At 71.3% G+C, this 17773-nt stretch carries 16 protein-coding genes; 12 read left to right on the top strand and 4 right to left on the bottom strand.

All coding sequences use genetic code 11. The features are described 5' to 3' along the window. Positions 1–57: 57 nt before the first annotated feature. Together BLV39_RS35055 and BLV39_RS35050 are read right to left on the bottom strand one after the other, a co-directional pair. Positions 58–726: a TcmI family type II polyketide cyclase gene (locus BLV39_RS35055; protein ID WP_090801839.1), complete on the bottom strand. Its 669-nt coding sequence runs from the start codon at positions 724–726 to the stop codon at positions 58–60. Positions 727–759: 33 nt separating this feature from the next. Next, positions 760–1986, bottom strand: coding sequence for a cytochrome P450 family protein (locus BLV39_RS35050; protein WP_090801836.1), 1227 nt, complete (start codon positions 1984–1986; stop codon positions 760–762). Positions 1987–2168: 182 nt separating this feature from the next. On the opposite strand from BLV39_RS35050, the gene BLV39_RS35045 reads away from it, so the two are divergent. From BLV39_RS35045 to BLV39_RS35010, 8 genes are all read left to right on the top strand, one after another. Then, complete coding sequence (locus BLV39_RS35045) at positions 2169–3380, top strand: ROK family transcriptional regulator (protein WP_090801833.1); 1212 nt, start codon at positions 2169–2171, stop codon at positions 3378–3380. Beyond that, positions 3377–4255 carry a carbohydrate ABC transporter permease gene (locus BLV39_RS35040; protein ID WP_090801830.1) on the top strand — a complete coding sequence of 293 codons (879 nt, stop codon included), beginning with the start codon at positions 3377–3379 and terminating at the stop codon, positions 4253–4255. Before BLV39_RS35045 ends, BLV39_RS35040 begins: the two co-directional genes overlap by 4 nt. Continuing rightward, the gene (locus BLV39_RS35035; protein ID WP_090801815.1) at positions 4248–5060 is read left to right on the top strand and encodes a carbohydrate ABC transporter permease; all 813 of its coding nucleotides are present in this window, start codon (positions 4248–4250) and stop codon (positions 5058–5060) included. The genes BLV39_RS35040 and BLV39_RS35035 overlap by 8 nt, the downstream gene beginning before the upstream one ends. A 32-nt stretch (positions 5061–5092) precedes the next feature. Further along, on the top strand, positions 5093–6349 hold the full coding sequence (locus BLV39_RS35030; RefSeq protein ID WP_090801812.1) for an ABC transporter substrate-binding protein: 1257 nt from the start codon (positions 5093–5095) through the stop codon (positions 6347–6349). 23 nt (positions 6350–6372) lie between these two features. Continuing rightward, positions 6373–7461, top strand: a complete 1089-nt coding sequence (locus BLV39_RS35025; protein ID WP_090801810.1) for a glycoside hydrolase family 15 protein — start codon at positions 6373–6375, stop codon at positions 7459–7461. Beyond that, a complete protein-coding gene (locus tag BLV39_RS35020; protein ID WP_090801807.1) occupies positions 7458–9701 on the top strand; it encodes a glycoside hydrolase family 31 protein in 2244 nt (747 codons plus the stop codon). Before BLV39_RS35025 ends, BLV39_RS35020 begins: the two co-directional genes overlap by 4 nt. A 78-nt stretch (positions 9702–9779) precedes the next feature. After that, positions 9780–10769 carry a FecCD family ABC transporter permease gene (locus BLV39_RS35015; protein WP_239083520.1) on the top strand — a complete coding sequence of 330 codons (990 nt, stop codon included), beginning with the start codon at positions 9780–9782 and terminating at the stop codon, positions 10767–10769. Then, the gene (locus tag BLV39_RS35010; RefSeq protein WP_239083521.1) at positions 10766–11776 is read left to right on the top strand and encodes a FecCD family ABC transporter permease; all 1011 of its coding nucleotides are present in this window, start codon (positions 10766–10768) and stop codon (positions 11774–11776) included. The genes BLV39_RS35015 and BLV39_RS35010 overlap by 4 nt, the downstream gene beginning before the upstream one ends. A gap of 53 nt (positions 11777–11829) precedes the next feature. Here the strand turns inward: BLV39_RS35010 and BLV39_RS35005 are convergent, their stop codons facing one another. Beyond that, on the bottom strand, positions 11830–12903 hold the full coding sequence (locus BLV39_RS35005) for an RNA-guided endonuclease InsQ/TnpB family protein (RefSeq protein ID WP_090801801.1): 1074 nt from the start codon (positions 12901–12903) through the stop codon (positions 11830–11832). Between the two features lie 107 nt (positions 12904–13010). On the opposite strand from BLV39_RS35005, the gene BLV39_RS35000 reads away from it, so the two are divergent. Beyond that, positions 13011–13778 carry an ABC transporter ATP-binding protein gene (locus BLV39_RS35000; RefSeq protein WP_090801799.1) on the top strand — a complete coding sequence of 256 codons (768 nt, stop codon included), beginning with the start codon at positions 13011–13013 and terminating at the stop codon, positions 13776–13778. A gap of 17 nt (positions 13779–13795) precedes the next feature. After that, complete coding sequence (locus tag BLV39_RS34995; protein ID WP_090801797.1) at positions 13796–14740, top strand: ABC transporter substrate-binding protein; 945 nt, start codon at positions 13796–13798, stop codon at positions 14738–14740. On the opposite strand, the gene BLV39_RS34990 is transcribed toward BLV39_RS34995, so the two are convergent. Next, the gene (locus BLV39_RS34990) at positions 14729–15679 is read right to left on the bottom strand and encodes a DMT family transporter (RefSeq protein WP_090801794.1); all 951 of its coding nucleotides are present in this window, start codon (positions 15677–15679) and stop codon (positions 14729–14731) included. The two genes, BLV39_RS34995 and BLV39_RS34990, sit on opposite strands and share 12 nt — an antisense overlap. On the opposite strand from BLV39_RS34990, the gene BLV39_RS34985 reads away from it, so the two are divergent. Then, complete coding sequence (locus BLV39_RS34985) at positions 15678–17072, top strand: aminotransferase-like domain-containing protein (protein WP_090801792.1); 1395 nt, start codon at positions 15678–15680, stop codon at positions 17070–17072. The genes BLV39_RS34990 and BLV39_RS34985 overlap by 2 nt on opposite strands. A 313-nt stretch (positions 17073–17385) precedes the next feature. Continuing rightward, positions 17386–17766 carry a hypothetical protein gene (locus BLV39_RS34980; protein ID WP_090801789.1) on the top strand — a complete coding sequence of 127 codons (381 nt, stop codon included), beginning with the start codon at positions 17386–17388 and terminating at the stop codon, positions 17764–17766. Positions 17767–17773 lie beyond the last annotated feature (7 nt).

Genomic DNA, 17773 nt, shown 5'->3' with positions numbered 1-17773 from the left:
ACGCGCGGCGGGGGTGCGGGCACACCTGCCCACACCCCCGCCACCACGCGCCGCCGATCAGTCGCTGGCCCGCCAGCTGTAGAACGGCTTGGCCATCGAGTCCTGCGGACCACGCCAGGTCTCCGGGTCGTACGGAGCCACGTACGGCGCCAGGTCCTCGATGATCTTCGTGAACGCCGGGGCGTGGTGGTTGGAGCCCAGGCCCTCCTTGACCGCCTCGTCCGTGCGCTCCATCACATGCACGTACACGTCGTCGATCGAGTAGAGCCACCGGCCCGTGACACCCATCTGGGTCGGCAGCGGGGTCTCGTCGGACTCGCGGAAGATCCGCGCCACCTCGGACTCCGAGCCTGGCTTGATCCGCTGGACGATCAGCAGCGGGTTGGCGCCGGCCGAGGCCGTCTTCCCCGGTGCGGTCCAGCTGTAGAACTCCTTGGCCACCGAGTGGGACGGGTTCTCCCAGTTGCGCGGGTACGGCGTGACGTACGGCGCGATCTGCTCGGCGATCTCCTTGAACGCCGGCAGGCCGCGGTTGTTGCCGGTGATCGCCGGGTCCTGCGGGCGCTCGACGACGTGGATGTAGAGGTCCTTCAGCGACAACAGGATGCGACCGGTCACACCGACGTCCTGCGGCCGGGTCACCTTGTCGTAGTGGCCGAACACGTCGGCGACCTTCTGCTCACTGCCCGGAACGATGCGGCAGACGATCACAGTGCGGAATACCACGGCAGCTCCTCACGAGGATTGGACATACAGACGTCAGGCGGTGAAATGGACCGGCAGCTCGATCAGCCCGCGGAACGGTGACGCGGCCGGCAGCCGGCGCAGCTTGTCGACCGGCACGCTCAGGGCGAGACCGGGCAGCCGGCGCAGCAGCGCGCCGATGCCGATCTGCGCCTCCATGCGGGCGAGCGAGACGCCGAGGCAGTAGTGCACCCCGTGGCCGAAACCCAGATGCGGCCCGCGTTCCCGGGTCAGGTCGAGGCGGTCCCCGTCCTCGAACTGCGCCGAGTCATGGTTCGCGGAGTTGATGACCACACCGACGATCGAGCCTTCAGGGATACGCACGCCCTGGTACTCGAGGTCCTCGGTGGCGACCCGCGGACTGGCCACCGGCAGCGGCCCGTCGAAGCGCAGCAGCTCCTCGATCGCGTGCGGCAGCAGCTCGGGCGTCTTCCGCAACAGCGCGAGCTGCTCGGGGTTGGTCAGCAGCGCCACCATCGCGTTGCCGATGAAGTCCGCGGTGGTCTGGTGCCCGGCGAACAGCAGCAGGAACGCGGTGCTGACCAGTTCCCGCTCGGAGAGCACGCCCTCCTCGTCACAGGCGCTGATCAGCATGCTGACCATGTCGTCGCCCGGCTCGGCGCGCTTGGCCGTCACGAGGTCCTGCAGATAGCCGTGCAGCCAGGCCTGCGCCTCCTGCACCCGCGCCTTCTCCTCCGCAGGTGGCCGGCCGGACGACCCGGACTCGCGGATCACCTGGGTCCACTCGAGCACGTTGTCGTTGTCGGTGCGCGGGATTCCGAGCAGCTCGGAGACCACCAGCATCGGCAACGGGATGGCGAAGTCGCGCATCAGGTCGGCCTTGCCCTGCGGCTCGACCTTGTCCAGCAGGCCCGAGACGATCTCGGCGACGCGCGGCCTCAGCGCCTCGATCCGGCGCGGCGCGAACGCCCGACCGGTGACCTGGCGCAGGCGGCTGTGCTCCGGCGGATCCGAGTTGAGCATGTTCTTGTTCAGGCCCGCCGAGTTCGGCCCGAAGATGCGCAGGTAGTGGTCGCCCGGACCGTAGAGGTCCTTGGACAGCCGCGGGTCGTTCAACGCCGCCTTGGCGTCCTCGAACCTGGTGATCAGGAACGAGTCGAACCGCGGCGAAGTGACCGGACACACTGGACTGTCGGTGCGCAGCTTGGCGAACGCGGGATACGGGTCGGCGGCGAACTCATCGGTGTAGAGCTCCGCCGCCGGAACGGCTTTGTCGGTCATCGCGACTCCTCAGGCTTCGCGGCGCTTCATTCCGGAGGTTAGCGAGGCATCGCACGTTTTTAGTGGTTTTCGCAGGTTTATGCCCGTTTGGTCGAGACACTGCCTGACCGGGTCTTGACGGGCTGATCCACGCCGCTCTAGATTGCGTCCTAAATTTAGGTCCAAACAAAGGGTGTGTCGGCATGGCGCGGTCCGGGCAGGTCTCTCCACGCGGCGACCTCGTCCGCGCCGCCGTGCTCGGCGTGCTGGGCACCCGGGGCGCCTCGTCCCGCGCCGACATCGCCCGCGTGCTCGGGGTCAGCCCCGCCACCGTCACCCAGACCACCAAGGAGCTGCTCCAGCGCCAGCTCGTCACCGAGCTGCGTTCGGTGCCCAGCAACGGTGGCCGTCCGGCGACCCTGCTCGGCCTGGTCCGCACCGCGGGCGGCGCGATCGGCGCCAAGGTGACCGCCGACCACGTCGCGGTCGTCACCGTCGACCTCGACGGCACCGTCCGCTCGTCGCGGTCCGAGCCCTTCGACCCGGCGCGGCCGGCCGCACTCGAAGCGCTCAGCGGCATCCTGCGGGACGTCGTCACCGCGCACGACGGCCACCTGCTCGGCGTCGGCGTCGGGCTGCCCGGGGCGGTCGACGCCCAGGCGTCCGGCATGGTCGACGCGCCGACGCTCGGCTGGAGCCAGGTTCCGGTCGGGCGGCGCCTGCGCGACGCGCTCGGGGTGCCGGTCCTCGTCGACAACGACGTCAACACGCTCGCGGCAGCCCAGATCGTCTACGGACACGGACGCGAGCACACCTCGTTCATGGTGGTCACGATCGGCCTCGGCATCGGCTGCGGGATGGTCTACCAGGGCTCCGTGAGCCGGGGAGCGCACGGCGGCGCCGGCGAGATCGGGCACATCCCGGTCTCCGCCGACGGACCGACCTGCGGCTGCGGCAACACCGGCTGCCTGGAGGCCTACATCGGCGAGCCGGGGCTGGTCGCCGCCGCCGTCCGGGCCGGTGCCATCGGGCCGCGCGGCACGATCGCCACCCTCGCCAAGGCCGCCCGCGCCGGTCAGCCGGCGGCGCTGGAGATCTACCACGACGCCGGCCGGCTGCTCGGGCGCACGCTCGCCGGGGTGGTGCACACGGTCGACCCCGAGCTGGTGGTGCTGATGGGTGAGGGCATCCGCGACTGGGCGTTCTGGGAGACCGGTTTCGAGGAAGCGTTCCGGCGGCAGCTCATGCCCGCCCGGCGCGGCATCCGATGCCTGGTCGACTCGTGGACCGAGGACCAGTGGGCGGTCGGCGCGGCCTCGCTGGTGTTGGCATCCCCGTTCGACGCGGTCGCCGCGGGTGCGCAGGGCGAGCTCGTCCGCGCCCGGCTCCAGACCGGCCCGGAGGCGGCCCGATGAACCGCCGCGGCTGGCGCAACAGGGGCTGGGTGCTGTTCTTCCTCCTGCCCAGCGCGATCCCGCTCGTGCTGTTCACCGCCGTACCCATGGTCTCGTCGGCCTGGGTCAGCCTCCACCGCTGGAACCTCATCTCACCGATGGAGTGGGTGGGGCTGGACAACTACACCGAGCTGCTTCGCGACCCCGCGACCCGCGACGTGTTCGCACACACGCTGCTCTACTGCGCCGGCTACCTGCCATTGGTGTTCGCCGGCGGGCTCGGCCTCGCCCTGCTGCTCAACCAACGGATGCCCGGCCGTGCCTTCTTCCGCGCCGCGTACTTCCTGCCCGTCGTGACGAGCTGGGTGGTCGTCGCCCTCGTCTGGAAGTGGCTGCTCAACCCGTCCAGCGGGCTGGTCAACTCGCTGCTCGGCGCGCTCGGGGCACCCCAGCCCGGCTGGTGGACGGACCCCGCCTGGGCGCTGCCCGCCGTCATTCTCGCCTCGGCCTGGAAGGACCTCGGCTTCGTCATGGTCATCATGCTCGCCGGGCTCCAGGCGATCCCGCAGGACGTCCTGGAGGCCGCCCGCACCGACGGCGCGAGCGCGTGGCAGCGCTTCTGGCGCGTCACCCTGCCGCTGCTGTCACCGTCGACGTTCTTCGTCGTCGTCATCTCGCTCATCAACGGCTTCCAGGTCTTCGACCAGGTCTACGTGATGACCGGCGGGGGCCCCTCCGGCTCCAGCCAGGTCGTCGTCGGCCAGATCTACGACCTCACCTTCCGGTACGGCCGGGCCGGCGAGGCCAGCGCGCTGTCCTGGATCCTGTTCGCCGTCATCCTGCTCATCACCGCGGTCCAGGTGCGCGGCCAGCGCCGGTGGGTGCACTATGCCTAACTTCCGAACCGTCCTGCGCTGGACCGCGGTCGTCGCCGGCGCGGCCGTCATGCTCGTCCCGTTCCTCTGGACGGTGATCACCTCGATCACCCCGAACGGCAGCCTGGCCGGCGGGCCCACGCTCGTCGTCAAGGACCCGACCCTGGCCGCGTACCGCGAGCTGCTCGATGCCCTGCCGATGTGGCGCATCGCGCTCAACTCGTTCTGGATCGCCGCCGCCAGCACCCTGTTCCAGCTCGTCACCGGTTCGATGGCGGCGTACGGGTTCGCCCGGCTCGCCTTCCGCGGCAAGGGCCTCGTCTTCGGCCTCTACCTCGCCACCCTGATGGTGCCGATGCAGGTGCTGGTCGTGCCGCTGTTCATCGAGATGAAGACGCTCAACTTGCAGGACACGTACCTTTCACTGCTCGCGCCGTCGATCGCGTCCGCGTTCGGCGTCTTCCTGCTCCGGCAGGCGGTCGAGTCGCTGCCCCGCGACCTCGACGAGGCGGCCACCATCGACGGCGCCGGCCACCTGCGCATCTTCACCACCATCGTGCTGCCGCTGATCCGTCCGGCGCTGGCCACCGTCGCGGTCTTCGCGTTCATGGGGAGCTGGAACTCGTTCCTGTGGCCCCTGGTCGTGATCCGCTCACCCGAGTTCATGACGCTGCCGCTGGGCCTGTCCACCCTCCAGGGCCAGTTCACCACCGACTGGGACGTGGTGATGGCCGGCTCGGTCTTCTCGATCCTGCCGATCGCCGTCGTCTACCTGTTCGCGCAGCGCCACATCATCGCCGGGATCGCACACACCGGCATCAAGTAACCCCACACCCCCCGCTGGAAAGGAACGTCGACATGAGGAGTTTCGTCAGACGCGCGGCCGTGCCCGTGATCGCCGGACTGGTGCTGGCGCTGGCCGCCTGCTCGCAGGGATCGGCCACGCGGGCGGACGAGCCGGTCGCCGGCAAGACCACCGTCCGCTACATGAACTTCTCCGCCAACGACGGGCACGAGAAGGACCTCGACGCGATCAAGGCCGCGTTCCAGACGGCCAACCCCGACATCACGGTCCAGATCGAGACGCTGCCGTACGCCGACTACTTCACCAAGCTCCAGACCGCTGTCGCCGGTGGCACCGCCGGCGACGCGTTCGAGCTCAACTACGAGAACTTCGTGACCTACACCGCCAACGGCTCGCTGGCCGAGCTCAAGGACGTAGACGCCGCACCGTACAAGGCGTCCCTGCTCGAGGCGTTCAAGGCCGACGGCAAGCAGTACGGCCTGCCGGCGTCGTTCTCCAACGTCGTGCTGTTCTACAACAAGGACCTGTTCAAGGCCGCCGGTGTCGCACCGCCGACGGCGAGCTGGACCTGGGCCGACGAGCAGGCGGCGGCGACCAAGCTGACCAACAAGGGCAAGGGCGTCTGGGGCGACTACCAGCCGATCTCGTTCTTCGAGTTCTACAAGGCGCTCGCCCAGGCCGGCGGCGAGTTCCTCGCACCCGACAAGAAGTCCTCGACGTTCAACTCCGACGCGGGCCGCAAGGCCGCCGAGTTCCTGGTCGCCAAGGCCGGCAAGACGATGCCGACCGAGGCTCAGGGCGCGGGTACGCCCGACTTCGACTCCAAGCTGTTCAAGGACGGCAAGCTGGCCATGTGGCACAGCGGCATCTGGATGTTCTCCGGCCTGGCCGACGCGAAGTTCGACTGGGACATCGCCGTCGAGCCCGGTGACACCACGAAGGCGTCCGCGATGTTCACCAACGGTGCCGTCGTCTCGGCCGCGAGCAAGAACCAGGCGGCCGCCCAGAAGTGGGTCACCTTCCTCACCTCGTCCGACGACATGGTCAAGGCCCGGCTCGCCACGAGCTGGGAGCTGCCGCCGGTCGCCGACACCGACAAGGTGGCCAGCTACCTGACCGCCGGCAAGCCCGCCAACCGGCAGGCCGTCTTCGACTCGCTCGACGCCACCGTGCTGCCGCCGGTCATCGAGCGCCAGCAGGAGATGCAGGACGCCGTCACGAAGGAGCTGTCGGCCGCCGCGGCCGGCCGCAAGGATGTCGCCACCGCGCTCGCCGACGCCCAAAAGGCCGTCGACAAGCTCCTCTCCTGATCCTTCTGATTCAAGGAACCCGGATGACCACCGTCGCGCAGTACCAGGCGCTGGCCGCCCGCAGCCACGCCGTCATCACCGCACACCAGCATCCTGGCGGCGCCTACCCGGCCGCGCCGACCTTCTCGGCGTACCGCGGCTATGCCTGGCTGCGCGACGGTGGTTTCACCGCCGAAGGCGTCTCCCGGTTCGGTGACGTCGCCTCGGCCAACAGGTTCCACGACTGGGTCAGCCGCGTGCTGGCCGACCGCCGGGCGCAGGTCGACCGGTTGCGGTCGGCCGGCGCCGCGGCACCGGTCGAGCAGATGCCGCCGACCCGATTCACGTTCGACGGGCACGACGGCGCGGACCCGTGGTGGAACTTCCAGACCGACGGCTACGGCACCTGGCTGTGGTCGGTGGTCACCCACGCGCGGCGACACGGGCTCGACCCGGCCCGCTGGCTGCCCGGCATCGAGGTGGCCGTCGACTTCCTCACCGCGTTCTGGGACCGGCCCTGCTACGACTGGTGGGAGGAGCACGTCGAGCACCGGCACGTCTCGACCCTCGGTGCGATCCACGGCGGGCTCCGCGCGGCTCTGTCTGTCCTCGACGGTAGCCGCGCCTCCGCGGCCGCCGCCGCCGCGGACGCCGCCCGCCAACTGGTGCTGACCGAGGGGACCCGCGACGGCCACCTGGTGAAGTGGCTGGGCTCCCCCGCTGTCGACGGCTCACTGCCGGCCTGCGTCGTCCCGTTCGGGCTGGTCGACGCCGGATCCCCGGTGGCCGCCGCGACGCTCGCGAAGGTCGCCGCCGACCTCGACGCCGACGGCGGCGTGCACCGCTTCACCGCCGACGTGTTCTACGGCGGCGGCCAATGGCTGCTGCTGTCCGCGCTGCTCGGCTGGAACCTGGCGCGCGCCGGGGACCCGGCCGGCGCCAGGCGCCACCTGAGCTGGATCGCCGACCAGGCCACCGCCGACGGAGAGCTGCCCGAGCAGGTCCCCCATCACCTGCTGCACCCCGCGAGCCGGCCGGAGTGGCTCGATCGCTGGGGGCCGGTCGCGACGCCGCTGCTGTGGTCGCACGGCATGTACCTGATTCTCGCCGACGAGCTGGGAGTGCTCGCATGATCCGGCACCGTCCACATGGGATCGAGCACCCGTACGCCACGTCGTTGGACCAGCGCGTTCCGGTGCTACCGCTGACCGGGCAGCGGGTGCTGCTCGGCGTGTGGGCGGATTCCGACGTCACCGCCGTGGTTTGCGAATGGCGGGTTCGCGACGGGCTGGTCGAGCTTCCGCTCGCTCCGCACGCCGGCAGCTCCGCCGACGCGGCCGCCCTGGCCGGTGGTGAGGGCCACCTCGCCGGCGCGCAGGCTTCCGCGTTGGGCGGCGAAGGCGGCTGGGCCGTCGAGTCTCCGCCCGTTGCCGAGGTCGCCTCCTATCGGTTCGTCGCGGCTACCGCCGACGGCCGGACCCAATCGACCAGTTGGTTCGGGGTCGCGCCGGCCGCCTGGACCACCGAGGCGCCGGCCGGTCTCGACGTCGCGCTTACCGGCGGCGACGACCGCGTCGTCCCCGGCTCCGTCGAGTGGCTGGTCTCCACTGACGGGGTCCACCGCGCCCGCTTCGCACTCACGCTGCGCCCGGGTGACCACGTCGTCGGCTTCGGCGAGCGCTTCGACCACCTCGACCAGGCCGGGCGGCGGCTCGACGCGGTGGTCTTCGAGCAGTACAAGGCGCAGGGCGCGCACGGCCGCACGTACCTGCCGATGCCGTTCGCGCACGTGGTCGGCACCGACGGCACCGGCTGGGGCTTCCACGTCCGGACCAGCCGGCGCACCTGGTACGACGTCGGCGCCACCACCCCCGACCGGCTGGTCGTGGAGGTCGCGCTCGGCGGGACCCCGAATGAGCGGGTCGACCTCGGCGTCTACGAAGGCACCCCGACCGAGGTGCTCGGCGCGTTCCTGGACGAGGTGGGCCGGGCCGAGGAGCTGCCCGACTGGGTCTTCCGGCTCTGGGCCTCCGGCAACGAGTGGAACACCCAGCGGACCGTCCTCGACCGGATGGACCAGCACCGCGACCTCGACATCCCGGTCGGCGCGGTGGTCATCGAGGCGTGGAGCGACGAGGAAGGCATCATGATCCCCCGGGACGCCGCCTACGCGCCGCGCCCCGACGGGTCCCCGTTCAAGGACGGCGACTTCAGCTATCCGGCCGACGGCGCCTGGCCGGACCCGAAGGGCATGGTCGCGGAGCTCCACGACCGCCACATCAAGGTGCTGCTGTGGCAGATCCCGCTGTTGAAGACCGCGGACTCCGAGCCGGGGCTGCACGAGCAGGTGTTGGCCGAGGGTGCCGCGCTGGTCGCCGGTGGGCACGCCGTGTCGGAAGCCGACGGCACTCCGTACCACAACCGGGGTTGGTGGTTCCCGAAGTCGCTGCTGCCCGACCTGTCCACGGCCGCCACCCGCGAATGGTGGACGGCCAAGCGCGCCTACCTCGTGCGGGACTGGGACGTCGACGGGTTCAAGACCGACGGCGGCGAGCACGCCTGGGGACACGACCTGCGCTACGGCGACGGCAGCCGCGGCGACGAGGGCAACAACCGCTATCCCGTGCACTACGCCCGGGCGTTCGGTGACCTGCTGCGCGCGCACGGCAAGGCGCCGGTCACGTTCTCCCGCAGCGGGTTCACCGGCTCACAGGCGCACGGCGTGTTCTGGGCCGGTGACGAGGACTCGACCTGGGAGGCGTTCCGCAACTCCGTCACGGCCGGGGTGACCGCGGCCGCCTGCGGCATCGTCTACTGGGGCTGGGACCTCGCGGGCTTCTCCGGGCCGGTGCCCGACGCCGAGCTCTACCTGCGCGCCGCGGCAGCGTCGACCTTCATGCCGATCATGCAGTACCACTCGGAGTTCAACCACCACCAGCTTCCGCTGCGTGACCGCACGCCCTGGCACGTCGCGGAGACGAGCGGTGACGAGCGGGTCGTGCCGGTCTTCCGGCGGCTGGCCCACCTCCGCGAACGGCTGGTGGCGTACCTCGCGCGGGAGGCGGCCACGACGATCGCCACCGACCGGCCGTTGATGCGCCCGCTGTTCTTCGACGAGCCGGCCGACGCACGGGTCTGGAGCCGGCCGCGGCAATGGATGCTCGGCGCCGACCTGCTGGTCAACCCCGTCACCGAGCCGTCCACGACGTCGTGGACCACCTATCTGCCGGCCGGAGACTGGGTCGACGTGTGGTCGGGCGTTCGCCTCGCCGGCGGCCGGGAGCACCGGCGGGACACCCCGATCGACCTGATCCCGGTCTACTGCCGGGCGTCGGCGTGGCCCGGCTTCGTGGGGATCTTCGACGTGCGCTAGATCACGGCCTGTGACACGACGTGAATTCGGCTATTAGAGTGCCCTTCGCAGTTAGGGCAGGCTTAGCTAAGGATTCGAGTGCGTCGTCGATTGGTTCTGCTGGCCGGGGCGGCTCTGCTCGTCCTGGTCGTGCTGGCCAGCCTCGCGGTGGGCAGCAATCCGTTGAGCATCGGGCGCGTCTGGCACGCGCTCGTCGCTCCGGACGGCGGTGAGGCGGCCAGCGTCGTCTGGGACCTGCGGGTGCCACGGACACTGCTCGGCCTTGTCGTCGGTGCGGCCCTGGCCGCCGCGGGCGTGCTGCTCCAGGCGCTGACCCGGAACCCCCTCGCCGAACCCCGGATCCTGGGCATCAGCGCGGGCGCCTCGCTCGGCGTCGTCGTGGCCATCACGCTGTTCGGCATCGGTTCGCTGACCGGGTACGTCTGGTTCGGCATCGCCGGCGCCCTCGGTGCCGGGCTGCTGGTCTTCGGCGTCGCCGCGCGAACGAGGGACGGCGCCTCCCCCGTGACCCTCGCCCTCGTCGGCGCGGCCCTGGAGGCCAGCCTCGGCGCGATCACCGCCGGCCTGCTCAGCGCCGACACCCGCACCTTCGAGGAGTTCCGCTTCTGGGTGGTCGGCGGGCTGACCGGCCGCGACTCCGGCGTGGCGCTCCAGGTGCTGCCGTTCCTGCTGACCGGCCTGGTGCTCGCCGCCGTGGTGGCCCGCGGCCTGGACTCGCTCGCGCTCGGCGACGACGTGGCACGCGGCCTGGGCACCCGGGTCGGCCTGACCCGGATCGGCGGCGGCGTCGCCGCGGTGCTGCTGACCGGTGCCGGCGTCGCGGCGGCAGGCCCGATCGCGTTCGTCGGCCTCGCGGTGCCCCACCTGGCCCGGTTCCTGGTCGGCAGCGACCAGCGCTGGGTGCTGGCCACGTCGGTGCTGCTCGGACCGGCGCTGCTGCTGACCGCCGACGTGATCGGCCGGGTCGTCGCACTGCCCGGCGAAGTGTCCGCGGGCATCGTCACCGCGTTGATCGGCGCACCGCTGCTCGCCGTGCTGGTGACCCGGGCCAAGGTGGTGTCGGCATGAGCGTGCTGCGGATCGGTCGTTCATCGCTGGTCGTACGGCGGCGCGCGGTGGCCGTCTCGCTCGTGCTGCTCGTGCTGCTGGCCGTCGCGCTGGTGCTCGCGGTCTCGCTCGGCAAGCCGTACGTGGCGCCGGGCGACGTGCTGCGGTCGCTGTCGGGCGCGGGCACCCCGTACGACGTCGTGGTGCAACGGCTCCGCCTCCCCCGGGCCGTGCTCGCGGTCGCGGTCGGCGTGCTGTTCGGCGTGGCCGGCGCGCTGATCCAGAGCGTCGCCCGCAACTCCCTGGCCAGCCCCGACATCATCGGCATCACCCAGGGCGCCGGGCTGGCCGCCACCATCGCACTGACCAGTGGCGCGGCCGCCGCCGTGATCGCGCCGTCGGCCCTGGCCGGCGGGCTGCTCGCGGCCGCCGCCGTGCTCGCACTCGGCGCCCGACACGGCCTGGCCGCCCAACGGTTCGTGCTCGCCGGCGTCGCCGTCGCCATCGCGCTGCGGGCGCTGACCGAGATCGTCATGCTCACCGCCGAGCCGATCGACGGGCAACGCGCACACATCTGGCTCGTCGGCACGCTGGCCGGCCGCGGCTGGACCGAGACCCTCTGGCTGACCGGCACCCTCGTGGTGCTGCTGCCGGTGCTGTTCTGGGCCGGGTGGGCGCTGCGCACCAGCGCGCTCGACGACGACACGGCCCGCGGCCTCGGCACCCGCCCGGTCGCCCGCCGGGTCGGTCTGGCCGCCGCGGGCGTGCTGCTCGCCGCGATGGTCACGGCCCAGGTAGGCGCCGTCGACTTCGTCGCCCTGGTCGCGCCGCAGGTGGCCCGCCGGCTGGTCCGCACCGAACGGCCACCACTGGTCGCCGCCGGGCTGACCGGCGCCCTGCTGGTGGTGCTGGCCGACCTGGTCGGCCGACTGGTCTTCGCACCGACCCAACTTCCGGCCGGCGTGGTCACCGCCGCGATCGGCGGCCCGTACCTGTTGTTCCTGCTCGTCCGGAGGAAACAGTCATGAACCCGTCTCTTAAGGAACGGGCTTGCAGTCGGTCGCCCCGCTGGATGCGAGGGTCACGCCGCGTTCGGCTGCATGACTTCAGCCCGGCGCGAGATGTTCCGCGCCGCGTTGTGGTCGGCGGGGCCAGCGTGCCCACAGCCGGTGCAGCGGAAGTCGTCCCGGGTGGGGCGGTTCCGTTTGTCGATGTGTCCGCACTCGTAGCATTCCCGCGACGTGTTACGCGGATCTACGAAGGCGACCACAACCCCGGCGATCGCAGCCTTGTAAGCCACAAACATCCGGAGCTGGTAGAACGCCCACGAGTGCAGGTCGGCGCGCTGAGCCTTCTTAACCGTTATCCGGCGACGGATTCCACTCAGGTCCTCGAGCTTGATCCCCCGTCCGGTGTCTTTGGCTACACCGACCAGTTTCTTCGATACAACGTGGTTGACGTCGCGGACGAACCGGGACTCTTTGCGACGGCGCTTCCTCAACAGCCGCTTCGCCGACTTGGTGCCGGTCGCCTGCAACTTCGCCCGCAACCGGGCATTGCGACGGCGGACGTTTCTGACTCCCTTGCCGCTGTGGGCAGCGCCGTCCGAATCGGTGGCGATGTTGACGACACCGAGGTCGACGCCCAACCAGTCATCGGGTTTGGCGCCTCTTGGTGGCTCAGGGACGTCGATGACCACGGCGACAAACCACATGCCGTCGCGGTAGATCAGGTCAGCTTGACCCCGCACCACGGTCCCAGCCCGCTTGAACCAACGCCCTTCGTAGACGACCGGGACGATTGTGCGGCCTTCGAGAGTCAGGATCGATACTGCTTCGCGGCCCTTCCACGTCAAGATCCGCTGGTCGTACTGGATCGCTCCGTGCGGACGGAACACCGGGCGGACGGTCTTATCGCGCTTGTACGCCCCGCACGCCTTTGCGACGGCACGCACGGCCATTTGCGACGACAGCCCAAAGTCTGCACGCAGCCGTGCATAGACCAGTTTGTGCAAGGCGATCTTGTTCGCGGTCCCATGCATGAAGGCCACCTCGGCAACCCGGTTCGCGCCAGCGTTACACGCCTCCAGAGTCGCAACCAGTGCTGTCGCCTGACTTTGCGACGGTGCCAGTTTCAGCGTTTCCGTCACCAACACGTATTGAAGTTTATGGTCACTAGGGAGGTACGGGTGTTCGACACGCCTACGTCCGCGTCCGTTGCTCCTCTCGCCGCTGGAGGACCGAACGACGTGGCGGTCCTTCGGTGAAGCTGACCGCTCAGAGCCTCGCCGCCGGCTACCACGACCGGGCCGTGTTCGAAGGTCTCGACCTGGAGCTTCCCGACGGCGCGTTCACGGTGATCGTCGGCCCGAACGCCTGCGGGAAGTCGACTTTGCTGCGCACCCTCGCGCGGCTGCTGCCGGCCCGACACGGCACAGTGCTTCTGGACGGCACCGACATCACCACTCTGCCCACCCGCGAGGTGGCCCGCCGGCTCGGTGTGCTGCCGCAGAGCCCGCTGGTGCCCGAGGGCGTGACGGTGTCGGATCTGGTCGGTCGCGGCCGCCAGCCGCACCAGCGCTGGTGGCAGCAGTGGTCACCGGAGGACACGGCCGCGGTGCGTGCGGCGATGGACCAGGCCGGCGTGGCGGAGCTCGCCGACCGACCGGTCGACCAGCTCTCCGGCGGGCAGCGCCAGCGGGTCTGGATCGCCATGGCGCTGGCCCAGCGCACCGGGACGTTGCTGCTGGACGAGCCGACCACGTTCCTCGACCTGGCGCACCAGGTCGAGGTGCTGAACCTGCTGCGCGGCATGCGCGACGGCGGCAGCACCGTCGTGGCGGTCCTGCACGACCTCAACCAGGCCGCCCGCTACGCCGACCATCTCGTCGCGATGCGCGACGGCGCGGTGGTCGCCGCCGGCCCACCCCGCGAGGTGGTCACCGTCGAACTGGTCCGTGACGTCTTCGGGCTCGACTCCGTGGTCGTGCCCTGCCCGGTGAGCGACGCACCGCTCGTCCTCCACATCTGAAGAGTTAGGAACGTCCAATGTCGACCCGTAGAACCGCTACCGTGCTCGCCGGCCTGGCGCTGGCCGCGGCGGCCCTCACCGCGTGCTCCAGCGACCCGGTCGCCGGCGCGAGTGACGACGCCGCCACCCAGCAGATCACCCACGCGATGGGCACCACCACGGTCCCGCTGCACCCTAAGCGGGTCGTCGTGCTGGACACGGACAAGATCGACACGGCGGTCAGCCTCGGCATCACCCCGGTCGGCGCGACAGAGCTTCCGGAGCTGGACAAGCCGCCCGCGTACCTCGGCGACCTGTCCTCGATGAAGGGTGTCGGCGAGATCTCCGAGCCGGACCTGGAGGCCGTCGCGGCGCTCCAGCCGGACCTGATCCTCGGCAGCAAGTTCCGCCAGGAGAAGTTCTACGACGAGCTGTCGGCGATCGCGCCGACCGTGTTCACCGACCGGGTCGGCATCACCTGGAAGGAGAACTTCCTGCTCGACGGCAAGGCCCTCGGCCAGGAGCAGAAGGCCAAGGACCTGCTCGCCGCGTACGAGACCAGGGCCAAGGAACTGGGCACGAAGATCCCGAACGCCGCGAGCCTCAACGTGTCGATCGTGCGGTTCATGCCGGCCGAGATCCGGGTGTACGGCCCGGACGGCTTCTCCGGCATCGTCCTGCGCGACATCGGCCTGGGCCGCCCGGAGCGCCAGTTGCTCGCGAACAAGGACGACAAGCGGTTCGACAAGGTCAGCCCGGAGCGCATCGCCGACCTCGACGGCGACGTCATGTTCGTGACGGCACAGGGCCCGACCGCCGAAGGCCAGAAGGCCAAGGTCACCGGCGGCAACCTGTGGAAGGACCTCGGCGCGGTCAAGGCCGGCAAGTCCTGGGACGTGCCCGCCGAGACCTGGATGACCGGCATCGGCGTGACGGCCGCGAACAAGATCCTGGACGACGTCCAGAGCCACCTAGCCGCCTGATCGCACCAGCGGGTCCCGGGCGCCTTCCTGGCGTCCGGGGCCGGCGGCGCGGGTGCGTTGGGTGAGCACCACGAAGACCAGTACGGCCAGGGCCGCGGCGATCGCGCCGGCGGTGACCGACTCGCTGAGCAGCAGCGCCGACCAGGCCATGGTGAGCACCGGCTGCACCAGTTGGATCTGGCCGACCCGGGCGATGCCGCCGCGCGCCAGGCCCGCGTACCAGGCGAAGAAGCCCAGGAACATCGAGACCACGGTCAGGTAGCCGAACGCGACCCAGCCGGGACCGTCCGCGCGCGGCGGCGCGGCGACCGCCGCCACAACGGTCACTGGCACGGTGACCGGCAGGGCGACCAGCAGCGCCCAGCAGATGGTGCGGGCGCCGCCCAGGTCGCGGGCCAGCGCGCCGCCCTCGGCGTAGCCCAGGCCGCAGAGGACCACGGCCGCGAGCAGGAACAGGTCGGCCAGCGACAGTCCACCGTGTACGGTCCCGCTGACCGCGAGGAAGACCAGCACCGCCAGCAGGCCACCGGCGCCGGCGAGCCAGAACGTCCGCGGCGGGCGCTCGCCCGCCCGGAGCACCGCGAAGACGGCGGTCATGGCCGGAAGCACCCCGACCACCACGGCGCCGTGCGCGGCGGTCTCGTCGCGCAGCGCCAGCGAGGTGAACAGCGGGAAGCCCGCGACGACACCGAGCGCGACCACCGCGAGGCGCCGCCACTGGGCCCGGCTCGGGCGGGGCGCGCGGGTGAACCACAGGTAGGCCGCCGCGAGCAGCGCCGCGCCGACGGCCCGGCCGAACGCCACGAACCACGGGTCGAGCCGCTCGACGGCGACCCGGGTGGCCGGCAGCGACATGCTGAAGGCCAGCACGCCCAGCGCGCCGAGCACCAGCCCGGCCGTTACCGTGCCGGCGGCAGTAGCGTTACTCTGGCTTCTCATGAATGACGGTAACGCAGCCGCCCGCGTTATCCAAGATCTCCGCGCGGCGGCGGCCGCGGCCGAGCCCGGCACGCGGCTGCCCGCGGTCCGCGAGCTGACCGCCCGCCACCAGGCCTCGCCGGTCACCGTCGCCGAGGCGATCCGGCACCTCGTGGCGCAGGGCATCGTCGAGACCCGGCCCGGCCGGGGCACCTTCGTGGCGGCCGCGCCGGCCGACCGCCGCACACCCGACCTGTCCTGGCAGACCGTCGCGCTGGGCACCGGCCGCCCGGGCGAGGAGGCCATGCGGGCGCTGCTGGCGCTGCCGCCCGCCGGCTCGATCCCGCTCTCCGGCGGCTACCTGGACCCGGACCTGCAGCCCGCGGCGGCACTCGGCGCCGCGCTGGCCCGCGCCGCCCGGCAGCCCGCGTCGTGGCAGCGCGGACCGGCCGAGGGCAACGCGGACCTGCGCGCCTGGTTCGCCCGCGAGGCCGGCGGCGGGCTGCGCCCCGACGACTTCGTGATCTGCCCCGGCGGCCAGGCCGCCCTGTCCACGGCGCTGCGGGCGCTGGCCGCACCGGGCGACACGGTGCTCGTCGAGTCACCGACCTACCTGGGCACGCTGGCCACGGCCCGGGCGGCCGGGCTGCGGGTGGTGCCGGTGCCGGCCGACGCCGACGGCGTGCGCCCCGACCAGCTCGCGGCCGCGTTCGACCGCACCGGCGCGCGCCTGTTCTACTGCCAGCCGCTGCACGCCAACCCGCACGGCGCGACGCTGGCGACGCACCGGCGCGCCCAGGTCGCCGCGGCGGTCCGCGACGCGGGTGCCTTCCTGATCGAGGACGACTACGCCCGTGACCTCACCATCGACGGCGAGGCGCCACCACCACTGGCCGCCGACGACCCCGACGGCCACGTCGTCTACGTGCGGTCACTGGCCAAGTCGGCCGCGCCGGGCCTGCGGGTGGCGGCGATCGGCGCCCGCGGCCCGGCCGGCGAGCGGCTGCGCACCGCCCGGCTGCTCGACGACTTCTTCGTCACCGGCCCGCTCCAGCAGGCCACCCTCGAGTTCGTCAGCGCGCCCGCCTGGGCGCGGCACCGCCGCTTCCTGCGCACGGCCCTGCGGGCCCGCCGCGACGCGCTGCTGGCCGCGCTCCACCGACACCTGCCGCAGCTCGCCGACCCACCGGTCCCCCGCGGCGGCCTGCACCTGTGGACCCGCCTGCCGGACGGCACCGACGATGTCGCGCTGGCCTCAGCGGCCGCGGCGGAGGGCGTCGTCGTCTTCCCTGGCCGCCCGTGGTTCGCCGCCGAACCACCGGCACCGCACCTACGCCTGACCTACGCCGCCGCCCCACCGGACCTGATGGACGAAGCGGTCCGCCGCCTGGCCCGCGCCCTGAACAGAGCCTGAACAATCCCCGCGCTCGGCCTCCAGCTTCTTGCGAACCTCAGCGTCGCGGTCGGCCGGGGTGTCATCGGTGCCGTAGAGCGCGGCGGCCAGGGCCAGATCTATCTCGCAGCAGTCCACATGGTCCACCACACCGTCCACATTGCTCGGTTAAGCGCCGAAGATGGCGCGCCTTCGACATGCGGGGCGGGACGGGCGGGCGTACGGTCAATATCGACAGGCGGCGCAATCCGGTGCCTGCGCAGGCGAACCGCCGTTTGGCCGCGCGGGTGCTGCTCCGCAACGGGAGAGGAAACACATGAAGCAACGACGCCTCATGTCCATCGTCAGCGCAACCCTGCTCGGCCTGGCAGCGAGCTTCTTCGTGGCGCAAGCCCCCGCCTCCGCGGCTATCGCGGAGTGCACGCTCACGCCGGCCGACAACACTTGCACGACCGGCACGTTGAGCGCCAATCCCACCTACCACGCTATCCGGATGTTCGCGTGGGGCGGCTCGGGAGACATCGACTGCTGGGTCTACGACGTTGACAGTCGCGCCACCGTCGGCTCGATCCACGCCGGTTGGGGAAACCAGACCGCGCTCATCACGGGACTCTACGGCCGCTACACGATGGGCTGCGCCCAGGTCGGGGGCACCTTCGGCGACAGCAGCGGCGGCATCAACAACGCTGATTCGGCGACGTCCCCCGGGAGCTGACACGCTG

Origin of the sequence: Asanoa ishikariensis (assembly GCF_900107455.1) — a bacterium.
Classification (GTDB): Bacteria; Actinomycetota; Actinomycetes; order Mycobacteriales; family Micromonosporaceae; genus Asanoa; species Asanoa ishikariensis.
Note: the sequence above shows the minus strand (reverse complement) of the source record. Positions and strands in the feature narration are given on the sequence as shown.